Below are 20,327 nucleotides of genomic sequence, written 5' to 3' on the forward strand. Positions count from 1 at the left end.
ATTTGAAAATTTTCCGTTGAAATCACTGTGGGAGAGAAATTGCACCCTATTTATAGCGTCAAAGCCACGTAAACAGCAGGGTTAAGGGGTGTTTACGAGGGTGTTGGTAGGGTTTAACTAATTGCGACATTTACGTATATTTGTAGGTGTTCAGAATATTGCACTACGTAGTTAATTTCGAACACTCTCGCTGTGGTTGGCGATGTAGTTGCGGGCTTGTTCTACCAGCCAGTCGCGGAAGGCGCGCAATGACGCAGACTCCACTTTGCGCTCGGGAATCATCAGGTAATAGGCCTTGATGCTCGACAGTGCATGGGGGTTGGCGATAACCAGGCGCCCTTCTGCCAGCTCGCGCTGAATCAGAAATGGAGGTATCAGTGCTATACCCATTTCATGTATCGCAGCCTGGGCAAGCATCGAGAATAGCTCATAGCGTGGCCCCGTCATGTCGCGAGCAACATTCATGTTCAGGCTGTCAAACCACTGTCGCCAAGCATATGGTCGGGTGGTTTGCTGCAGCAGAGGCAGGCTGGCGATGGTCTTCGCCGTGAGCTGTTGCTGGGCGCCGAGCAGTGCCGGGCTGCATACCGGGACCGGGTTCTCGCCCATCAGGCGGTGGAACTGTGTACCTGGCCAGTCGGCATCGCCGAAATAGATCGCCGCGTCGAAATGCGTATCGGCGAACAGAAAGGGCCGCGTGCGGTTGGTCAAGTTGACGGTGACTTCTGGATGGCGGTGCTGGAACTCCTTCAGGCGAGGCAGCAACCACTGGGTGCCAAAGGTTGGCACCACGGCCAGTTCAATGACATTGGCCCCCTGTTGGCCCATGACCGACAACGTGTCGCGCTCTACGGCATCCAACTGTGTCGCTACCCGACGGCTATAGGAAAGCCCTGCTTCGGTCAGTTTTACCCCGCGGCGTGAACGGCGAAACAGTTCGACATTGAGGAAGTCTTCCAGCCCCGCTATCTGTCGACAGACGGCACCCTGCGTCAGGGACAGCTCTTGGGCCGCCTTTGTAAAGCTCTCGTGGCGCGCGGCTGCTTCAAAGCAAACCAGGGCCGTGGTGCTGGGTATCTTGCGCCTCATATACGTTGATCTCACTAATAGAAGGCAGGAATGGGCTTTTTTCCATTACGGAGTGAAAAATTATCACAAGTTTATGCGCAATCCTCGTTTGTCCCTCTGGGCTTTCCGGCCTAGGATCAAAGGACAAAAAACCTGAACCCATTTCTTGAGGATTCGCCCATGGCTGGCAAAGCAAGCTTCAACTGGATCGACCCCCTGTTGCTCGATCAGCAGCTCACTGAAGAAGAGCGCATGGTGCGTGACAGTGCTTTCCAGTTTGCTCAGGACAAGTTGGCACCGCGTGTACTGGAAGCCTTTCGTCACGAACAGACGGATCCTGCGATCTTCCGTGAGATGGGAGAAATCGGCCTGCTCGGTGCGACCATTCCTGAGCAGTACGGTGGTAGTGGCCTCAACTACGTGTGCTACGGCTTGATCGCCCGTGAAGTGGAGCGAATCGACTCCGGCTATCGTTCGATGATGAGTGTGCAGTCGTCACTGGTGATGGTGCCGATCAACGAGTTTGGTACTGAAGCCCAGAAGCAGAAGTACCTGCCCAAGCTGGCTAGTGGTGAATGGATTGGTTGTTTTGGCCTGACTGAGCCCAACTATGGCTCTGACCCAGGCTCGATGATCACCCGCGCCCGCAAGGTCGAGGGTGGCTACAGCCTGACTGGCAGCAAGATGTGGATCACCAACAGCCCTATCGCTGATGTGTTTGTGGTTTGGGCCAAGGATGATGCCGGTGATATCCGAGGCTTCGTCCTGGAAAAAGGCTGGAAAGGCCTGAGTGCACCGGCCATTCATGGCAAGGTGGGTTTGCGCGCGTCGATCACTGGCGAGATCGTGATGGACAATGTGTTCGTTCCCGAAGAGAACATCTTCCCCGACGTGCGTGGCCTGAAGGGCCCCTTCACCTGCTTGAACTCGGCGCGTTATGGGATCTCTTGGGGTGCACTGGGCGCCGCTGAAGCCTGCTGGCACACCGCGCGGCAATATACCCTCGACCGTCAGCAGTTCGGTCGTCCGTTGGCCGCAAACCAGCTGATCCAGAAAAAACTGGCCGACATGCAGACCGAGATCACCCTCGCCTTGCAAGGTTGCCTGCGTCTGGGGCGGATGAAGGATGAAGGTACTGCCGCGGTTGAGATTACCTCGATCATGAAGCGTAACTCCTGCGGCAAGGCCTTGGACATCGCCCGTATGGCGCGCGACATGCTGGGCGGCAATGGCATCTCCGACGAGTTCGGTGTTGCGCGACATTTGGTCAACCTTGAAGTGGTCAACACCTATGAAGGGACCCATGACGTGCATGCCTTGATCCTGGGGCGTGCGCAAACCGGCATTCAGGCGTTCTACTAATCAGGGAGCCAGACCATGGGCGCGCTATCTCATCTGCGGGTGCTGGATCTGTCGCGAGTATTGGCTGGGCCGTGGTCAGGGCAAATCCTTGCGGACCTGGGGGCCGAGGTGATCAAGGTGGAGCGCCCCGGTGTGGGTGATGACACCCGCGCCTGGGGGCCGCCCTTCCTCAAGGATGCGCGGGGTGAGAATACCAGTGAGGCGGCCTATTACCTGTCTGCCAACCGCAACAAGCGCTCGCTGACCATCGACTTCACTCAGCCTGAAGGTCAGCGCTTGGTGCGTGAACTGGCAGCCAAATCGGACATTCTCATCGAGAATTTCAAGGTGGGCGGGCTGGCAGCCTATGGCCTCGACTATGAAAGCCTGAAGGCGATCAACCCTAACCTTATCTATTGTTCTATTACTGGCTTCGGTCAAACCGGCCCTTACGCCAAGCGTGCGGGCTATGACTTCATGATTCAGGGGTTGGGTGGGCTCATGAGCCTGACCGGCCGCCCTGAAGGTGACGCAGGGGCCGGTCCGATGAAGGTTGGGGTCGCCCTCACCGACATCCTCACCGGGCTTTACTCGACTGTTGCGATACTGGCCGCCCTCGCCCACCGTGAGCACGGTGGCGGTGGGCAGCGCATTGATATGGCGTTGCTCGACGTACAGGTCGCCTGCCTGGCCAATCAGGCAATGAATTACCTGACTACTGGGGTGGCGCCCCGTCGGCTGGGTAATGCGCATCCGAATATCGTGCCTTATCAGGACTTCCCCACGGCGGATGGCGACTTCATCCTTACGGTTGGTAATGATGGTCAGTTTCGCAAGTTCGCTGAAGTGGCTGGGCAGCCTCAGTGGGCGGATGACCCTCGATTTGCGACTAACAAGCAAAGAGTGGCGAATCGCGCCGAGTTGATTCCTTTGATTCGTCAGGTAACGGTATTCAAGACCACAGCCGAATGGATCAGCTTGCTTGAGCAGGCCAGCGTTCCTTGTGGGCCAATCAATGACCTGGCAAAGATGTTCGAGGACCCTCAGGTGAAGGCCCGTGGCCTTGCCATTGAATTGGCCCACCCCTTGGCTGGGCGTGTGCCGCAAGTGGCGAGCCCTATTCGGCTGTCGGAGACGCCAGTCGAGTATCGCAATGCGCCGCCATTGCTGGGTGAGCATACTGATCAGATTCTCTCTGAGGTATTGGCGTTGACAGCGGATGAGATCCAGCGCTTGCGCACTGCTGGCGTGTTGTAGTGTTTGCGCCCTTCTATATAGAGGGGCGTTTTGGGTTGTTTTGAGAAAGGTTGGAATTAACCCTTGACGCCCCGTTTCATCTCTCTATAATGCGCACCTCTTCCGGCGCAGTCGAAACGGAAAACTCCTTGGTAATCAATGAGTTAGACGTTTAGCGATAGTGTCGGAAGTGCTTCGGTCGAATAGATCTGCAGCGGTGAAAAAGGTGGTTGACAGCGAGTTGAAACGCTGTAGAATTCGCCTCCCGCTAACGAGAGATCGAAGCGAGTCAAGTGGTTGAAGTTGAACGGAAAATTCTGAAAAACTTCAAAATAAACGCTTGACAGAGACAGGGGAAAGCGTAGAATGCGCGCCTCGGTTGAGACGAAAAGCTCTTAACCAACCGCTCTTTAACAATCGAATCAAGCAATTCGTGTGGGTGCTTGTGAAATCAGACTGATAGTCAAAAAGATTATCAGCATCACAAGTGACTACACGAGAAATCGAAATAGTCATTTGAGATTGCTGAGCCAAGTTTAGGGTTTTCTCAAAACCCAAGCAGTATTGAACTGAAGAGTTTGATCATGGCTCAGATTGAACGCTGGCGGCAGGCCTAACACATGCAAGTCGAGCGGATGACGGGAGCTTGCTCCTTGATTCAGCGGCGGACGGGTGAGTAATACCTAGGAATCTGCCTGATAGTGGGGGACAACGTTTCGAAAGGAACGCTAATACCGCATACGTCCTACGGGAGAAAGCAGGGGACCTTCGGGCCTTGCGCTATCAGATGAGCCTAGGTCGGATTAGCTAGTTGGTGAGGTAATGGCTCACCAAGGCGACGATCCGTAACTGGTCTGAGAGGATGATCAGTCACACTGGAACTGAGACACGGTCCAGACTCCTACGGGAGGCAGCAGTGGGGAATATTGGACAATGGGCGAAAGCCTGATCCAGCCATGCCGCGTGTGTGAAGAAGGTCTTCGGATTGTAAAGCACTTTAAGTTGGGAGGAAGGGCAGTAAGCTAATACCTTGCTGTTTTGACGTTACCGACAGAATAAGCACCGGCTAACTCTGTGCCAGCAGCCGCGGTAATACAGAGGGTGCAAGCGTTAATCGGAATTACTGGGCGTAAAGCGCGCGTAGGTGGTTCGTTAAGTTGGATGTGAAATCCCCGGGCTCAACCTGGGAACTGCATCCAAAACTGGCGAGCTAGAGTAGGGCAGAGGGTGGTGGAATTTCCTGTGTAGCGGTGAAATGCGTAGATATAGGAAGGAACACCAGTGGCGAAGGCGACCACCTGGGCTCATACTGACACTGAGGTGCGAAAGCGTGGGGAGCAAACAGGATTAGATACCCTGGTAGTCCACGCCGTAAACGATGTCAACTAGCCGTTGGAATCCTTGAGATTTTAGTGGCGCAGCTAACGCATTAAGTTGACCGCCTGGGGAGTACGGCCGCAAGGTTAAAACTCAAATGAATTGACGGGGGCCCGCACAAGCGGTGGAGCATGTGGTTTAATTCGAAGCAACGCGAAGAACCTTACCAGGCCTTGACATCCAATGAACTTTCCAGAGATGGATTGGTGCCTTCGGGAACATTGAGACAGGTGCTGCATGGCTGTCGTCAGCTCGTGTCGTGAGATGTTGGGTTAAGTCCCGTAACGAGCGCAACCCTTGTCCTTAGTTACCAGCACGTTATGGTGGGCACTCTAAGGAGACTGCCGGTGACAAACCGGAGGAAGGTGGGGATGACGTCAAGTCATCATGGCCCTTACGGCCTGGGCTACACACGTGCTACAATGGTCGGTACAGAGGGTTGCCAAGCCGCGAGGTGGAGCTAATCTCACAAAACCGATCGTAGTCCGGATCGCAGTCTGCAACTCGACTGCGTGAAGTCGGAATCGCTAGTAATCGCGAATCAGAATGTCGCGGTGAATACGTTCCCGGGCCTTGTACACACCGCCCGTCACACCATGGGAGTGGGTTGCACCAGAAGTAGCTAGTCTAACCTTCGGGAGGACGGTTACCACGGTGTGATTCATGACTGGGGTGAAGTCGTAACAAGGTAGCCGTAGGGGAACCTGCGGCTGGATCACCTCCTTAATCGACGACATCAGCTGCTTCATAAGCTCCCACACGAATTGCTTGATTCATTGAAGAAGACGATTAGGTTAGCAACCTTCGATTGGGTCTGTAGCTCAGTTGGTTAGAGCGCACCCCTGATAAGGGTGAGGTCGGCAGTTCGAATCTGCCCAGACCCACCAATTGCTGGGGCCATAGCTCAGCTGGGAGAGCGCCTGCCTTGCACGCAGGAGGTCAGCGGTTCGATCCCGCTTGGCTCCACCACCCCTCTTGCTCAACCGTGTCAAAGCTTAGAAATGAGCATTCCATTGTGATGATGGTGAATGTTGATTTCTGAACTTTTTCAGAATCGTTCTTTAAAAATTTGGGTATGTGATAGAAATAGACTGAATAACACTTTCACTGGTGTTTATTCAGGCTAAGGTAAAATTTGTGAGTGTCTCTTAAGTCTTTAAGAGTATTGCGAATTTTCGGCGAATGTCGTCTTCACAGTATAACCAGATTGCTTGGGGTTATATGGTCAAGTGAAGAAGCGCATACGGTGGATGCCTTGGCAGTCAGAGGCGATGAAAGACGTGGTAGCCTGCGATAAGCTTCGGGGAGTCGGCAAACAGACTTTGATCCGGAGATCTCTGAATGGGGGAACCCACCTAGGATAACCTAGGTATCTTGTACTGAATACATAGGTGCAAGAGGCGAACCAGGGGAACTGAAACATCTAAGTACCCTGAGGAAAAGAAATCAACCGAGATTCCCTTAGTAGTGGCGAGCGAACGGGGACTAGCCCTTAAGTTGATTTGAGATTAGCGGAACGCTCTGGAAAGTGCGGCCATAGTGGGTGATAGCCCTGTACGCGAAAATCTCTTTTCAATGAAATCGAGTAGGACGGAGCACGAGAAACTTTGTCTGAATATGGGGGGACCATCCTCCAAGGCTAAATACTACTGACTGACCGATAGTGAACTAGTACCGTGAGGGAAAGGCGAAAAGAACCCCGGAGAGGGGAGTGAAATAGATCCTGAAACCGTATGCGTACAAGCAGTGGGAGCCTACTTTGTTAGGTGACTGCGTACCTTTTGTATAATGGGTCAGCGACTTATATTCAGTGGCGAGCTTAACCGAATAGGGGAGGCGTAGCGAAAGCGAGTCTTAATAGGGCGTTTAGTCGCTGGGTATAGACCCGAAACCGGGCGATCTATCCATGGGCAGGTTGAAGGTTAGGTAACACTGACTGGAGGACCGAACCGACTACCGTTGAAAAGTTAGCGGATGACCTGTGGATCGGAGTGAAAGGCTAATCAAGCTCGGAGATAGCTGGTTCTCCTCGAAAGCTATTTAGGTAGCGCCTCATGTATCACTGTAGGGGGTAGAGCACTGTTTCGGCTAGGGGGTCATCCCGACTTACCAAACCGATGCAAACTCCGAATACCTACAAGTGCCGAGCATGGGAGACACACGGCGGGTGCTAACGTCCGTCGTGAAAAGGGAAACAACCCAGACCGTCAGCTAAGGTCCCAAAGTCATGGTTAAGTGGGAAACGATGTGGGAAGGCTTAGACAGCTAGGAGGTTGGCTTAGAAGCAGCCACCCTTTAAAGAAAGCGTAATAGCTCACTAGTCGAGTCGGCCTGCGCGGAAGATGTAACGGGGCTCAAACCATGCACCGAAGCTACGGGTGTCACTTAGGTGACGCGGTAGAGGAGCGTTCTGTAAGCCTGTGAAGGTGAGTTGAGAAGCTTGCTGGAGGTATCAGAAGTGCGAATGCTGACATGAGTAACGACAATGGGAGTGAAAAACTCCCACGCCGAAAGACCAAGGTTTCCTGCGCAACGTTAATCGACGCAGGGTTAGTCGGTCCCTAAGGCGAGGCTGAAAAGCGTAGTCGATGGAAAACAGGTTAATATTCCTGTACTTCTGGTTATTGCGATGGAGGGACGGAGAAGGCTAGGCCAGCTTGGCGTTGGTTGTCCAAGTTTAAGGTGGTAGGCTGAGATCTTAGGTAAATCCGGGATCTTAAGGCCGAGAGCTGATGACGAGTGCTCTTTAGAGCGCGAAGTGGTTGATGCCATGCTTCCAAGAAAAGCTTCTAAGCTTCAGATAACCAGGAACCGTACCCCAAACCGACACAGGTGGTTGGGTAGAGAATACCAAGGCGCTTGAGAGAACTCGGGTGAAGGAACTAGGCAAAATGGCACCGTAACTTCGGGAGAAGGTGCGCCGGTGAGGGTGAAGGACTTGCTCCGTAAGCCCATGCCGGTCGAAGATACCAGGCCGCTGCGACTGTTTATTAAAAACACAGCACTCTGCAAACACGAAAGTGGACGTATAGGGTGTGACGCCTGCCCGGTGCCGGAAGGTTAATTGATGGGGTTAGCTAACGCGAAGCTCTTGATCGAAGCCCCGGTAAACGGCGGCCGTAACTATAACGGTCCTAAGGTAGCGAAATTCCTTGTCGGGTAAGTTCCGACCTGCACGAATGGCGTAACGATGGCGGCGCTGTCTCCACCCGAGACTCAGTGAAATTGAAATCGCTGTGAAGATGCAGTGTATCCGCGGCTAGACGGAAAGACCCCGTGAACCTTTACTATAGCTTTGCACTGGACTTTGAATTTGCTTGTGTAGGATAGGTGGGAGGCTTTGAAGCGTGGACGCCAGTTCGCGTGGAGCCATCCTTGAAATACCACCCTGGCAACTTTGAGGTTCTAACTCAGGTCCGTCATCCGGATCGAGGACAGTGTATGGTGGGTAGTTTGACTGGGGCGGTCTCCTCCTAAAGAGTAACGGAGGAGTACGAAGGTGCGCTCAGACCGGTCGGAAATCGGTCGTAGAGTATAAAGGCAAAAGCGCGCTTGACTGCGAGACAGACACGTCGAGCAGGTACGAAAGTAGGTCTTAGTGATCCGGTGGTTCTGTATGGAAGGGCCATCGCTCAACGGATAAAAGGTACTCCGGGGATAACAGGCTGATACCGCCCAAGAGTTCATATCGACGGCGGTGTTTGGCACCTCGATGTCGGCTCATCACATCCTGGGGCTGAAGCCGGTCCCAAGGGTATGGCTGTTCGCCATTTAAAGTGGTACGCGAGCTGGGTTTAGAACGTCGTGAGACAGTTCGGTCCCTATCTGCCGTGGACGTTTGAGATTTGAGAGGGGCTGCTCCTAGTACGAGAGGACCGGAGTGGACGAACCTCTGGTGTTCCGGTTGTCACGCCAGTGGCATTGCCGGGTAGCTATGTTCGGAAGAGATAACCGCTGAAAGCATCTAAGCGGGAAACTTGCCTCAAGATGAGATCTCACTGGAGCCTTGAGCTCCCTGAAGGGCCGTCGAAGACTACGACGTTGATAGGTTGGGTGTGTAAGTGCTGTGAGGCATTGAGCTAACCAATACTAATTGCCCGTGAGGCTTGACCATATAACACCCAAGCAATTTGCGTCGAAACGACCAGATTGCGGTGTTGTGAAGACGAAACGAACCGAAAGTTTGCGACTCACAACTATCACATACCCGATTTGCTGGAGCGTCGAAAGACGGTCTGGTACACAGAATTTCTTGACGACCATAGAGCATTGGAACCACCTGATCCCATCCCGAACTCAGCAGTGAAACGATGCATCGCCGATGGTAGTGTGGGGTTTCCCCATGTGAGAGTAGGTCATCGTCAAGATTAAATTCCGAAACCCCTATCTGCACACGCAGGTAGGGGTTTTGTCTTTAGGTAGAAGTATCAAGAATTTCGCTGGAGCGTCTGCACAAGACGTCTTGGCAACAGAATTTCTTGACGACCATAGAGCATTGGAACCACCTGATCCCATCCCGAACTCAGCAGTGAAACGATGCATCGCCGATGGTAGTGTGGGGTTTCCCCATGTGAGAGTAGGTCATCGTCAAGATTAAATTCCAAAACCCCAGTCTGCGCGGCAGACTGGGGTTTTGTCTTTTCTGGGTCTGTACTCTGCTGTATGCAAGCTACAGAGATTGGTTGCGGTAGGGGCATGACGTACGGTCACGCCCCGCCCGGGGCTAGTGCTCAGGTGAGCAGGTTGCGGACATTGCTCATGGCGTTATCGGCAAAGCCCTGTAGAAAGGCCTGGAACGCTGGTAGCGCTTCGGCACCACCTTCATGAGGCTCTGCCTGGATAGTCCAGGTCGCGCGACTGTGCTGCTCTCCCAGGGCCTCCACCTGCATGGCTGCCCAGAGGTTGCCAATGTTCAGGCTGGTGTAGATCAGGCTCCAGGTCATGCACATTGCTTGGTCGTCGTGTGAGTTGAGTTGCTCGATGACCACATTACCGTCCTTGAACAGCTTCTTGCGTACGGATCGCACACCACTGCCGGTCATATCGATATGTGCCAGGGCAGGGATGAACACCGGGAAGCCGGCGAAGTTACCAACGATGTTCCAGACGCTGGTGGCGGCGGCGGGGATCTCGACGCTAGAAACAACGCGGCAGCCATCGGGATTGTGGATCAGGGTGTCAGGTTGCAGTTGCATGGTTGTGTACTCCTGTTTGGCTTGGGTGATTCAGATGAACTGGATGTCCTGGAGATAGCGGCAGCCGCGTTGCAGCAGCGCCGGGTTTTTTGCCGGGTAGCGCTCGCCCATGCGCCACACCCCTTCGCGGGCGTTGTCATGGTCGATGCGTGAGGTATCGCCGATGTCTTCCTCAAAACCGTTCAGGTAGAAGCCGAGCACCTCGAACAGCGCGTTGTCGCAGTCGACCCGCTGCAGTTGCTGCTGCCACTGCTCGACCTCGACCAGCTCAAAGGGCCGCCCAATGTCACGGAACGACGCGACATAGGCTTGCCAGCTCAGTGGCTCGGGATTGTGCAGGTTGAACACCGCCTGCTCGGGTCGGTAGCGGCTGGTGTGGAAGGCGATAAAGCGGGCGAGGAAGTCCACTGGCATCAGGTCGAAGTTGAGCTCCAGTGCTGGCACCTGGCCCAGTTGCAACGACCCTTTGAGCATCAGCATTAAGCGATTCTTGTGTGGCTGGCAGACACCGTTACGGCTGTCGAAGGTGATGTTGCCCGGCCGGTACAGATTGACCCAGGCACCCTGCGCCCGTGCCCGTTCCAGGATCCGCTCGCCGACCCACTTGCTCAGGTTGTAGCCGTTGCGGATGTAGATCGGTGGCGTTTGTGCCGGTGGTTGCTCAAGCACTTTCCCGTCATCGTCGATGGCACTGCACGCTGAGAGCGTTGAGACAAAGTTGAAGATCTTTTTTCGTTGCCCTTCGCACAAGCGCAGGCAGGCAAACAAGGGCTCGACGTTGTCTACAGCCAGAGCCTGATAATCGAGCACATGATTGACGTGTGCGCCGTTGTGGATCAAAGCCCCGTAATGGCGGTCAAGGTAGTCGTAGTCCGCCTCATTAAGTCCAAGCTTCGGTTGGCGCAGGTCGGCTTCAAAAACCCTCACGCGGTTCAGGTCCAAGCCTTGTAGCTGGTTCTCGGTCACGGCCTGAGTAAAACGTTCCTCCGCTGAGTGGGTTGCGTTACGTCTCACAAGGCAGGCCACTTCGCTAGCGCCCCAGTCCAGGAGGGCCTCGACGATATGCACACCAAGGAAGCTGTTGGCACCGGTGACGATGACCTTGTGTACATCGCCAAGGCAGTCTATTGGTTGCACCTGAAGGTCTAGCGCACGTTCAGCATCGGACCGTGCTTGAGGGTCAAGCGTGCTGGTCTCGTTATCTTCGTCGCCCAGCAGCATTGCCATGCGTTGCAAGGTTGGCATTTCGATAAAACGGTTGATTGGGATACTGCGACCAAACGTTTCGCGAACTTCCAATAGCAGGCGCGACAACAGAATCGAATGACCACCCAGGTTGAAGAAACTGTCGGTGCAGGAGATATGGTCTGCGGGCAACTCCAGTAGCGCGCTCCAGATCCTGAGTACACGCTGTTCACAATCGTTTCGCGGTGCCACATGGGTGTTTTGCGGCCCCAGTTGAACAGGGCGCGCACGCAGGGCCTGACGGTCTATTTTGCCGTTGGCCGTATAGGGCATGTTTGGCAGTTCCTGATAGAACGCTGGACAGATGTAATCAGGTAGTTGCTGCTCGGCGTATCTGCGCAACGCCACCTTGGCGTCTGCCTGCCGTGGCTGGGCAGCAAAAGCCAGCAAGCGGCGTTGCTGATCGACCACGACGGCAACCTGACGGTAGAGCTTGCTGGCACGCAGGCAATGCTCGACCTCTTCCGGCTCAACGCGGAAGCCGCGGATCTTTACCTGATTATCCCGGCGACCGCAGATTTCGATACCGTGCTCCGTCCACTTGCCCACATCGCCCGTGCGATAGACGCGCAGCTGTCTACCGTCGGGCAGGTCCAGCAGCAGAAAGCGTTCGGCGTTTAACTGCGGATTACCCAAGTAACCTAGGCCCACGCCCGGTCCTGCGATGTACAACTCACCTGGTGTTTGCTCGACCACGGGTTGCAGGTGTTCGTCGAGAATGAAAACTTCGCAGTTGGCGATGGGGCGACCCAAGTTGCGGTTGTTGTCCCGGCAGGCGAATACACGCGTAGTTGCCAGTACGGTGGTTTCGGTTGGCCCGTAGATGTTGTGGAAACAGCACTGTTCGGCCAGGTGCTCGATTACTTCTGGTTCGCAGACATCGCCACCGGTTATCAGGTGGTTCACGCCCCTCATCTGCTTCAGCGGCAGGATGCTCAGTAAAGCCGGTGGCAGAAAGGCATGAGTGACAGCTTCTCGCTGTAACAGCTCAAGCAGGCGTTGTGGGTCACGCCGCTGGTCTTCATCAGGGATGACCAATTCGGCGCCACAGGCCCACGTAGGCAGGATGTCCAGTAACGATGCATCGAAGTTGATGGTCGAAAATTGCAGCACTCGGCTGTGTGCCGCGAGTTGCACATGCTCGGCATACCAATGCTGGAAGTGGCTCAGGTTGCGTTGGCTGAGTAGAACCCCTTTTGGGTGGCCGGTGGTACCTGAGGTGTAAATGGCCACACTGGGTGCTTCGCTCTGTGCGCGTATGCGTATCAGGCTGGACAGGGGCGTTTGCGGTGCCGCGGGTAATTGGCTCAGATCCAGTGTGGGTAGGCCCGCCCGGTTGGGACTGAAGCTGGCATCGTGAATCAGCAGTGCTGCGCCGGCATTGTCGAGAATGTACTGAAGACGCTCGGCAGGGTGGTTGGGGTCCATTGGCAGGTACACCGCTGCGCAGCCCAATACGGCGAGCAAACTGGCGTAGAGCGCCAGTGACTTGGGCAAGCAGATGGCGATCACTGGTGGTTGAGCCCAGTGCGCTGGCAGGTGAGGGATCAACTGCTGTTGAATGGCCAATGCCTGAGCGTGCAACTGGGCATAACTGAGACGATGACCATTCAGGTTCAGCGCCGGGTTATCGGCAAAGACCTGAAAACTGCGCTCCAGCCGTTCGATGACAGGCACATCCGCGCGCTTGAGTAACTGTTCATTTCGGGTGCTATTGAAGAGATGAACAAATGCCAGTTGTTCCAGCCACATCAGGCCGTGTTCATGGGCGAACTGAGCACCACTGATGGTGGGCGTTTCAAGCAAGTAGTCGGGGTTGCGCGAGAGGCGCCCGACCTGCAGCGCAACCAGTGACTGAAGGCGGGCAATGGCTTGCAGACGCAGTTGCTGACCATTGCCTGAAGGCTCCATCGGCAGCACTTCGTGCGCAATCAGCCGTTGGGCTTTGCGGCTGCCTGTCCAGCAGCGCAGCTCCAGGCCCGGCAGCAGGCCCCGTGTGTCAGTGCTGCTACCCAGCCGCAGGCTCAGGAAGGTGCAACCGGAAACACCTGTTTCTGCAGCATACGGAAGGGGCAAGCTGCCATCTTCGATGACCAATTGTGGAGCCACCTGTAACGGCTGCTCTGGTCTAGACAGATCTGTCGCCAGGTAAAGGACGTGACCATGTTGCTCCAGCTCAGCGTGCAGTGCAGCCAGTGCCGGGCTGGTGCCTACCAGTAAAATATCGAGGCGTTTCATGACGGTCTCCTTGTCTCGACGTGGTAATCGGCCAGCGCGTGTTGCACGCACGGCGAGTCGAGCATTGAGCTGTTGCGGAAAAAGCGCAGGATGTTGCCCAGTAGTGGGTGTTGCTGATTGATCGGATAAACCATGCTCAGCACCTCCTCGTTAAGCGCTGTGCGCACGCGTTCAGACACCTGAAGGTGTTTGATCACGTTGAAGTCGAAGGCCTTTTGGATATCGTTGGTGAGGTACTGGCGAATGAACACCGGCAGTATTTGGGCGATACAGCTACGGTCCTCTTCCGGTGCGCTCTGCCAGTAGAGGCGTACCAGCCGCGCCCAGAACGTCGAATGACGGCCTTCGTCGAGCAGGTGATCCGCCATCAGGCCCTTGATTGATGGCTTGACCGTGTCGTCGCGGGCAAAGGCCGCCACATCGTTGGTCAGCGTGTTCTCGGCGATAGCCACGCAAATCAGTTCAAGCGCATCTCGCAGGTGTTCTGGCACCAGAGCCAGGGCCGCCGGAATAGCGCGGCTCAGTTCAATTTCGTTGGGTAGATCGATCGGCTCAATGCCGGTCAGCGCCACGGTCTGTTGCATGAAATCCATTGCCACCAGAGCGTGGTAGTCCTCATCAACGACCACCGTCATGGCGTCGTAGCGGCAGGCAAAAGGAAAGCGGATCGCGAAGCGGTTCTTGGCAATGGCGCGTGCTGTGCGGTCGACGATCTCGGTTTCGAAGATCACTACATCGTTGATGAACTTGTAGAGACTTTGCACCAGCACGAAGTCGCGCCATTGCGAGCACTCGCGCATGAACGTGGCACCCAGCACCAGTGGCTGACGGCTCAACGGATAAATCAGTCGGTCGTCGTTCTCCAGTATTCGCCGTGGGCGGGTGCGTATCGTTGCTCGGTCTTCCCAGACCGTAGCGAACGACTGGTAGTCGATAGCATTCATACGCTGGCCTCGGCAGTTTCAGCGTGCATCGCGTCACGCAGGCGGTCCCAGAGGGCAATGCGACTCTCCACTGCAGCAATGGCAGCTTCATACATCTCGCTCTCATGTCGGGGGTCGTTGTTTACTAACCGCGCGAGCAACTGCTCGGCTGCTGGCCCGTGGTCTTCCGAGTCCACTTCGATATGCCGTTGCAGGTAGTAACGGAAGGTCGGGGCCTGTTCTGCAGTAATTCCCCAATCATCCAGAATTCGCTGGAACATGCCTGGAATCACGCTTTCGCGGCCATGCAGGAACGCTGCTGCGACTGCATGGGCGGGGGCATTCATGGCGGTTTCGAGGGTGTTGCAGACGAACTGCTTGGCGGCATCGCTGGCAGCGACACGGCCCAAGGCACTGGCATAACCCATGCCCTCGCGCTGCAGGCGCACGAACTGCTCGATAGCGAGCGTGCTGGCGCCGACTTCGCGCATGGCGTCCAGATACAGCTCAAAGTGGCTGTAATGACCGTGCACCAGCCGGTTATCGGACTCCTCGCCTAAAACGATTTCATTGATCAGGCGAGCCGCCTTGGGGTCAGCGGGTGGTAACCAGGGTAGTTGTACACAGGTCAGTTCTTGTTGTAGCCGCTTGGTGAGTGACATGAAGTCCCAGACGGCAAAGACATGGGTTTCCATGAACCGTTGTAACACGGGTAATGAGTCTATTTCGGCGAAGATGGGGTGCGCGGCAAGTACCGCCTTCTTTTCACTGAGTAAATATTTGAGTGGGGTCATGATGGTTCCTTAATTGGACAATGTTGTGAGTGGGGCATGAATTGTTTTCTTCAGGCCGAGCGAGGCCGTCGAACGAAAAGTCCGATAATGGCGATCGCTGTATATAAGCCCGTCGTGGCTTTATTCAGGCCCTTGTGGGCCCACAGTGCCAACGTTCATGCAGTTGGCAGGGAAAAAACTAAAGCAACTTCAAAGTTGTCTGCAAGTGTTTTTTAAATTAATTAATGGTGCGCTTATTATTTGCAAATAAGGTCTTCTATAAAACTTTTAAGTTAAGTTTTATTTGGATGAGTGCGATCCTTTCGATGCAGTTGGATCGAAATAAAGTTATTGAGCGATTGTTTCGCTCGGCGCACTGATGTGGTGGGGAAGTTACATATGAACTATGAGGGGCGGCTGATCGGTATCGGTCCTTGCCCGTGGTCGAACTCCTTCTGTTGATCCATAACGCACAGACGACCAGGTCCACCCTTGGCGATCAGCGGCCGTCTGCTGCTAAGAGTGTGCTCAAAATGGCGGCACTGCCATGTCTGGCTGCCGGCCTGGAGGAAAAGGAGGTGTAAGAGGGGATGTCGTTGATGGGTGACAGCGAAGCAGGATTAGAGGCTGAGCAGCCCCAAGTGGGTATTGATGATTTGCATCAGACGCTGCTGCAGCTTCGGATCGTCGAGTTGCGTGCTGGGCAACTCGATCAGTTCCAGCTCACGGCAAATGTAGTCTCGCCAGCCCAGTATGCGTTTCAGACTGCCTGGCGGATAAAGTGCAGTGACGGGTACTTGAAGGCTATGCGCGGTCTGGCATGGCGAGGTTGCTGGGCTATCGCACATTGAAACGAACAGATGACGGGTCAAGCGCGGACTGACGTGTTGCATTCGCTTGGCGATCTCGAAGGCCAGGTGCGCGCCGTCATTATGACCAAACAGCGCATGAGGTCGGCGTAGATAGGCCTGCAAACGCTCAAACAATTGCTCGCAAAGGTCCTCAGTGCCAGAGCCGCCTGCGGTCGCACCGTAGCCTGATACATCTATTGGCGCCAGCTCAATGTGATCGTTCAGGTCGTTCTGCCAGCGCTGATAGTGCACCAGGCTGCTCGCGCTGTTGGCGAAGCAGATCAGCACAATTGAGCCGGGCTGTGCGCACGGTAGGGGCGTAAGCTGTTGTGGCGTATGGGCGTGCACTGCATTTCCTTGCGCTCAAGACTTCCCTGAAGCAGTACTGCAGCCCCGCGCCAGTCTCTGTAAGGCGCAGGCTGCGGGATCAATCGTTTCGTTGCTTGCTCAGGTAGTTTTTCATTGTTACGGCGGCTTTGTTCAAGTGCTTCTGCAGAATACTGACGGCCTCTTCAACGGCTTTGTCATTGGCCGCTTCCACTAACCCGCGGTGATCGTCCTGGGTCAGTTTGCCCAGCCCCATGGACGAAAGATGGAAACGCAGGAAGCGTTCTTCTTCATTGAGTTCGTTTTCAATCAGGCGCAGCAGTTTCTGGTTGGGTGTCTTGTGGTAGAGAGACATGTGAAACAGGCGGTTCAGACGACCGATCTCTGCATATCGGGTTTCGGTCTCCAACAGTTCGATGTAGTGACGTGCCTGCGCGATATCCTCGGCATCAAGCAGTGGGATCGACTGGCGTAACGCCTCAGCTTCCAGAATGACCCGTAGCGCATAGGTGTCCACTGCATCCTCACCGATCAACGGTGCAACCACGGCCCCCTTATGGGCTACCACCTGCAACAATGACTGTGCTTCCAATTGGCGTAATGCCTCGCGAACGGGCATGCGGCTGACGCCGAACAACGTTGCCAGTTCCTGTTGGCGCAAGGCCACCCCAGGTGCGAGCCGCCCTTCGATGATGGCGCTACGCAGCCGTTCTTCGATCACACTGCGAGCGAGATGCGGCGGAACCTGCTCGCCACCGAGTATTTCACTCAAGAGTTTGGACTTTTCGGCCACGCGGACTCTACCCTGATGTCGGTGTGCTTTTTTGGATCTTGGATCCAATCTACACTAGTGATTGAAAATTTACTTGTCAAACCGGCTGTGAACCACAGCGACAACACTTTATGCGGCCCTGCAACAAGTGCGCTGTTGCCGATTCAACGACTATCGTGAATGAAGTTTTTGCCCAAGGGAAGCGGACAGAATGCCGGTATTTTCTGGGTAGTTGCACAGTAATAGCAGTGTGATCTCAGTCGGCCATTGTTTTTTCATCGAGCAAGTCGCACCATCCGGTTCCCTCAGGTCTGCACGGGTTATTCGCATTGGCGAAACGTTGGGCTTTTCATCTGATCATGCGCCGGTTTGGTCTGGCCTTGCTGCTTGGCTGCATGTTGCTGGGCGGCTTGCGTGCGGACTGGGATTTCTCCCAGATCAGTCGACGAGCTCAGGCCTTGTACGGCCCACTGGGGGCAGGCCAAGGGCGTATCGATGCCTGGCAACAGTTGTTGGCTACGCAGAAGCAACTGAGTGAGGTCGAGCGCCTCAATGTGGTCAATCAGTTCTTCAACCGTCAGCTGCGCTATGAGGAAGATATCGACCTTTGGCGTGAAGTGGATTATTGGGCTACCCCAATCCAGTCGCTGATCAAGGGTGCCGGTGATTGCGAGGACTATGCGATTGCCAAGTATTTCAGCTTGCGTCGGCTTGGAGTTCCCAGCGAAAAGCTGCGTATTACCTACGTCAAGGCGCTGCGCCAGAACCGCGCGCATATGGTTTTGACCTATTATTCGAACCCAGACGCCATGCCGCTGGTACTGGATAGCCTGATCGATGCGATCAAGCCCGCCAGCCAGCGTGCCGACCTGTTGCCGGTCTATGCATTCAACGGCGAGGGGCTCTGGCTGGCGGGGGCCAAGGGTAACAAGAAGGTCGGCGATACCAAGCGTTTGTCCCGTTGGCAGGATCTATTGAAGAAGATGCAGGCCGAAGGTTTCCCGGCCGAGCCGGTTTACTAAGGAGCGTAGATGTCACTGTTCAAACAATTGTTGCTTGCCATCTGCCTGTTCCTGGTGGTCGCCTTCACCGGCAGTTTCATGGTTAGTCTGGAGAGCTCGCGCAGTCAGTACGTCAACCAACTGCGCTCGCATGCCCAGGATGCGGCGACGGCGTTGGCATTGTCGCTGACACCGAACATTGATGACCCGGCAATGGTCGAGTTGATGGTCAGCTCGATATTCGACAGTGGTTACTATTCCAGCATCCGGGTAGTAGACCTGACCTCTGACGCCCTGTTGGTTGAGCGCCATGCCGAGCCGGAAGCTGGCAGCGTGCCACGCTGGTTCATCCGTCTCATAGGCCTGGAGGCTGCGGGCGGCGATGCGATCGTCAGCCGGGGTTGGCAGCAGGCGGCGCGTGTCGAGGTGGTCAGTCACCCGATGTTCGCCCTGGCCAAGCTCTGGCAGAGTGCATTGGGTAGCCTGGGTTGGCTGCTGCTCTGTGGTGCGCTGAGTGCATTGTTGGGCGCGATGTTGTTACGTCGCCAACTCAAGCCGTTGGACTATATGGTTGCCCAGTCCCAAGCCATTGCACGGCGAGAGTTCCTGAGCTTGCCTGAACTGCCGCGTACACCTGAACTGCGTCGCGTTGTCCAGGCAATGAACCAGATGGTCGATAAGCTCAAGGCGCTGTTTCTGGAGCAGACCGAGCGCAGCGAGAAACTGCGGATTGAGTCATACCAGGACAGCCTCACCGGGCTGGCCAACCGCCGCTATTTCGAGATGCAACTCAACGCCAAGGTCAGTAACCTGGAAGAGGCGCGAGCGGGCTACCTGCTGTTGCTGAGGGTCAAGGATCTGGCGGGGCTCAACCAGCGTTTGGGTGGGCAACGGACTGATCAGTTGCTGCAAGCGGTCGGGCAGCAGCTGAAACGTGCCTGTGCCAATTACCCGGAAACCAACAACCTGATTACCCGCAGCCGCGGCGGCGAGTTCGCCGTGCTGGCGCCGGGCATGGTGCATGAAGAGGCCGTGCAGTTGGCGCAGGCGCTTGAGGTCACGTTGCAGAGCCTTAGTGCGACCGGTGCGACCGACGTGAGCACGGTGGCCTGTATCGGCCTTGCGCCTTACAGCCCGGGTGATGACCCGCAGGCACTGTTGAAATTGGCTGATGAGGCCCTGGCTCGCGCCGAGGCCCAGGTTGAGCCGAGTTGGGTGTGCCTTGAGCAGGGTACTGCGCCGCAAACAGGTGATACCCATCATGGTTGGCATACCTTGCTGGATGATGCTTTGAGTCAGGGGCGTTTCCAGTTGTTCTTCCAACCGGTTGTGGCGTCGGAAGACCTTGAGCGTGTACTGCACTACAAAGTGTTGTCGCGCTTGCTCGACGCTCAGGGTCAAACCATCGCTGCCGGTCGCTTTTTGCCCTGGCTGGAGCGCTTTGGCTGGTCGGCGAGGCTCGACCTGTTGATGTTGGAGCTCGTGCTCAAGCAAATGGGCGACCACGGCTACGCCTTGGCGCTGAACCTGTCGGCGGCAACCCTGGCTGATCCAAAGGCCTTGCAGCGGGTCTATGAATTGTTGGGGCAGTATCCGGCATTGGGCCAACGTCTGACGCTGGAAATCGGGGAAGAGCAGCTTCCCGAGCAATCCGTGCTGGAGCAATTGACCCGACGCCTTCGCAGTCTGGGTTTCAGCCTGAGCCTGCAGCGCTTTGGCGGGCGCTTCAGCATGATCGGCAACCTTGCGAATCTGGGGTTGGCCTACCTGAAAATCGACGGCAGCTATATTCGCGCCATTGATCAGGAACAGCACAAGCGCCTGTTCATCGAGGCGATCCAGCGCGCAGCACACAGTATCGACTTGCCGTTGATTGCCGAGCGCGTTGAAACCGAAGGTGAGCTCAATGTGCTGCGTGAAATGGGCATTCAGGGTATTCAGGGGCAATTGGTCGGCGAACCGGCACCCTGGAAGTAGTGC

The 20,327-nt window shown here is 55.4% G+C and carries 11 protein-coding genes, 2 tRNA genes and 4 rRNA genes; 10 read left to right on the plus strand and 7 right to left on the minus strand.

Annotation, left to right across the window (positions count from 1 at the left end):
* Window positions 1-171: 171 nt before the first annotated feature.
* Window positions 172-1,089, minus strand: coding sequence for a LysR family transcriptional regulator (locus tag ACZ9H3_RS16045; RefSeq protein ID WP_102052969.1), 918 nt, complete (start codon window positions 1,087-1,089; stop codon window positions 172-174).
* A 159-nt stretch (window positions 1,090-1,248) separates the two neighbouring features.
* On the opposite strand from ACZ9H3_RS16045, the gene ACZ9H3_RS16050 reads away from it, so the two are divergent.
* From ACZ9H3_RS16050 to rrf (ACZ9H3_RS16085), 8 genes are all read left to right on the plus strand, one after another.
* Window positions 1,249-2,430 carry an acyl-CoA dehydrogenase gene (locus ACZ9H3_RS16050; RefSeq protein ID WP_065761868.1) on the plus strand — a complete coding sequence of 394 codons (1,182 nt, stop codon included), beginning with the start codon at window positions 1,249-1,251 and terminating at the stop codon, window positions 2,428-2,430.
* A 15-nt stretch (window positions 2,431-2,445) separates the two neighbouring features.
* Entirely contained in the window at window positions 2,446-3,666 is a 1,221-nt protein-coding gene (locus ACZ9H3_RS16055; RefSeq protein ID WP_454240473.1) for a CaiB/BaiF CoA transferase family protein, read from the plus strand.
* Between the two features lie 545 nt (window positions 3,667-4,211).
* Window positions 4,212-5,748, plus strand: a 16S ribosomal RNA gene (locus ACZ9H3_RS16060).
* A gap of 84 nt (window positions 5,749-5,832) precedes the next feature.
* Window positions 5,833-5,909, plus strand: a tRNA-Ile gene (locus tag ACZ9H3_RS16065).
* Between the two features lie 6 nt (window positions 5,910-5,915).
* Window positions 5,916-5,991 (plus strand) — tRNA-Ala (locus tag ACZ9H3_RS16070).
* 254 nt (window positions 5,992-6,245) lie between these two features.
* Window positions 6,246-9,136, plus strand: a 23S ribosomal RNA gene (locus ACZ9H3_RS16075).
* 137 nt (window positions 9,137-9,273) lie between these two features.
* Window positions 9,274-9,389: ribosomal RNA gene (gene rrf / locus ACZ9H3_RS16080) — 5S ribosomal RNA — on the plus strand.
* A 110-nt stretch (window positions 9,390-9,499) separates the two neighbouring features.
* Window positions 9,500-9,615 (plus strand): 5S ribosomal RNA (gene rrf / locus ACZ9H3_RS16085).
* Together the 16S, 23S and 5S rRNA genes with 2 tRNA genes alongside form the textbook arrangement of a ribosomal RNA operon.
* Window positions 9,616-9,752: 137 nt before the next feature.
* On the opposite strand, the gene ACZ9H3_RS16090 is transcribed toward rrf (ACZ9H3_RS16085), so the two are convergent.
* The 6 genes from ACZ9H3_RS16090 to ACZ9H3_RS16115 form a co-directional block, all read right to left on the minus strand.
* Window positions 9,753-10,217 carry an SRPBCC family protein gene (locus tag ACZ9H3_RS16090; RefSeq protein ID WP_065762018.1) on the minus strand — a complete coding sequence of 155 codons (465 nt, stop codon included), beginning with the start codon at window positions 10,215-10,217 and terminating at the stop codon, window positions 9,753-9,755.
* 30 nt (window positions 10,218-10,247) lie between these two features.
* Window positions 10,248-13,700: an amino acid adenylation domain-containing protein gene (locus ACZ9H3_RS16095; protein WP_476221496.1), complete on the minus strand. Its 3,453-nt coding sequence runs from the start codon at window positions 13,698-13,700 to the stop codon at window positions 10,248-10,250.
* On the minus strand, window positions 13,697-14,644 hold the full coding sequence (locus ACZ9H3_RS16100) for a diiron oxygenase (RefSeq protein ID WP_476221498.1): 948 nt from the start codon (window positions 14,642-14,644) through the stop codon (window positions 13,697-13,699). Before ACZ9H3_RS16100 ends, ACZ9H3_RS16095 begins: the two co-directional genes overlap by 4 nt.
* Window positions 14,641-15,417 (minus strand): DUF3050 domain-containing protein, encoded by a 777-nt coding sequence (locus ACZ9H3_RS16105; protein ID WP_102053682.1) that lies wholly within the window; start codon window positions 15,415-15,417, stop codon window positions 14,641-14,643. Before ACZ9H3_RS16105 ends, ACZ9H3_RS16100 begins: the two co-directional genes overlap by 4 nt.
* A gap of 599 nt (window positions 15,418-16,016) precedes the next feature.
* Window positions 16,017-16,595: a thioesterase domain-containing protein gene (locus ACZ9H3_RS16110; RefSeq protein ID WP_099773255.1), complete on the minus strand. Its 579-nt coding sequence runs from the start codon at window positions 16,593-16,595 to the stop codon at window positions 16,017-16,019.
* Window positions 16,596-16,674: 79 nt separating this feature from the next.
* Window positions 16,675-17,367, minus strand: a complete 693-nt coding sequence (locus ACZ9H3_RS16115; RefSeq protein WP_476221501.1) for a GntR family transcriptional regulator — start codon at window positions 17,365-17,367, stop codon at window positions 16,675-16,677.
* Window positions 17,368-17,705: 338 nt separating this feature from the next.
* On the opposite strand from ACZ9H3_RS16115, the gene lapG reads away from it, so the two are divergent.
* Both lapG and lapD read left to right on the plus strand, forming a co-directional pair.
* Entirely contained in the window at window positions 17,706-18,368 is a 663-nt protein-coding gene (gene lapG / locus ACZ9H3_RS16120; protein ID WP_065761604.1) for a cysteine protease LapG, read from the plus strand.
* Between the two features lie 9 nt (window positions 18,369-18,377).
* A complete protein-coding gene (lapD, locus tag ACZ9H3_RS16125; RefSeq protein ID WP_102053684.1) occupies window positions 18,378-20,324 on the plus strand; it encodes a cyclic di-GMP receptor LapD in 1,947 nt (648 codons plus the stop codon).
* The last annotated feature ends 3 nt before the right edge of the window (window positions 20,325-20,327 follow it).

The sequence above is a fragment of the Pseudomonas sp. TE3910 genome, assembly GCF_056279025.1.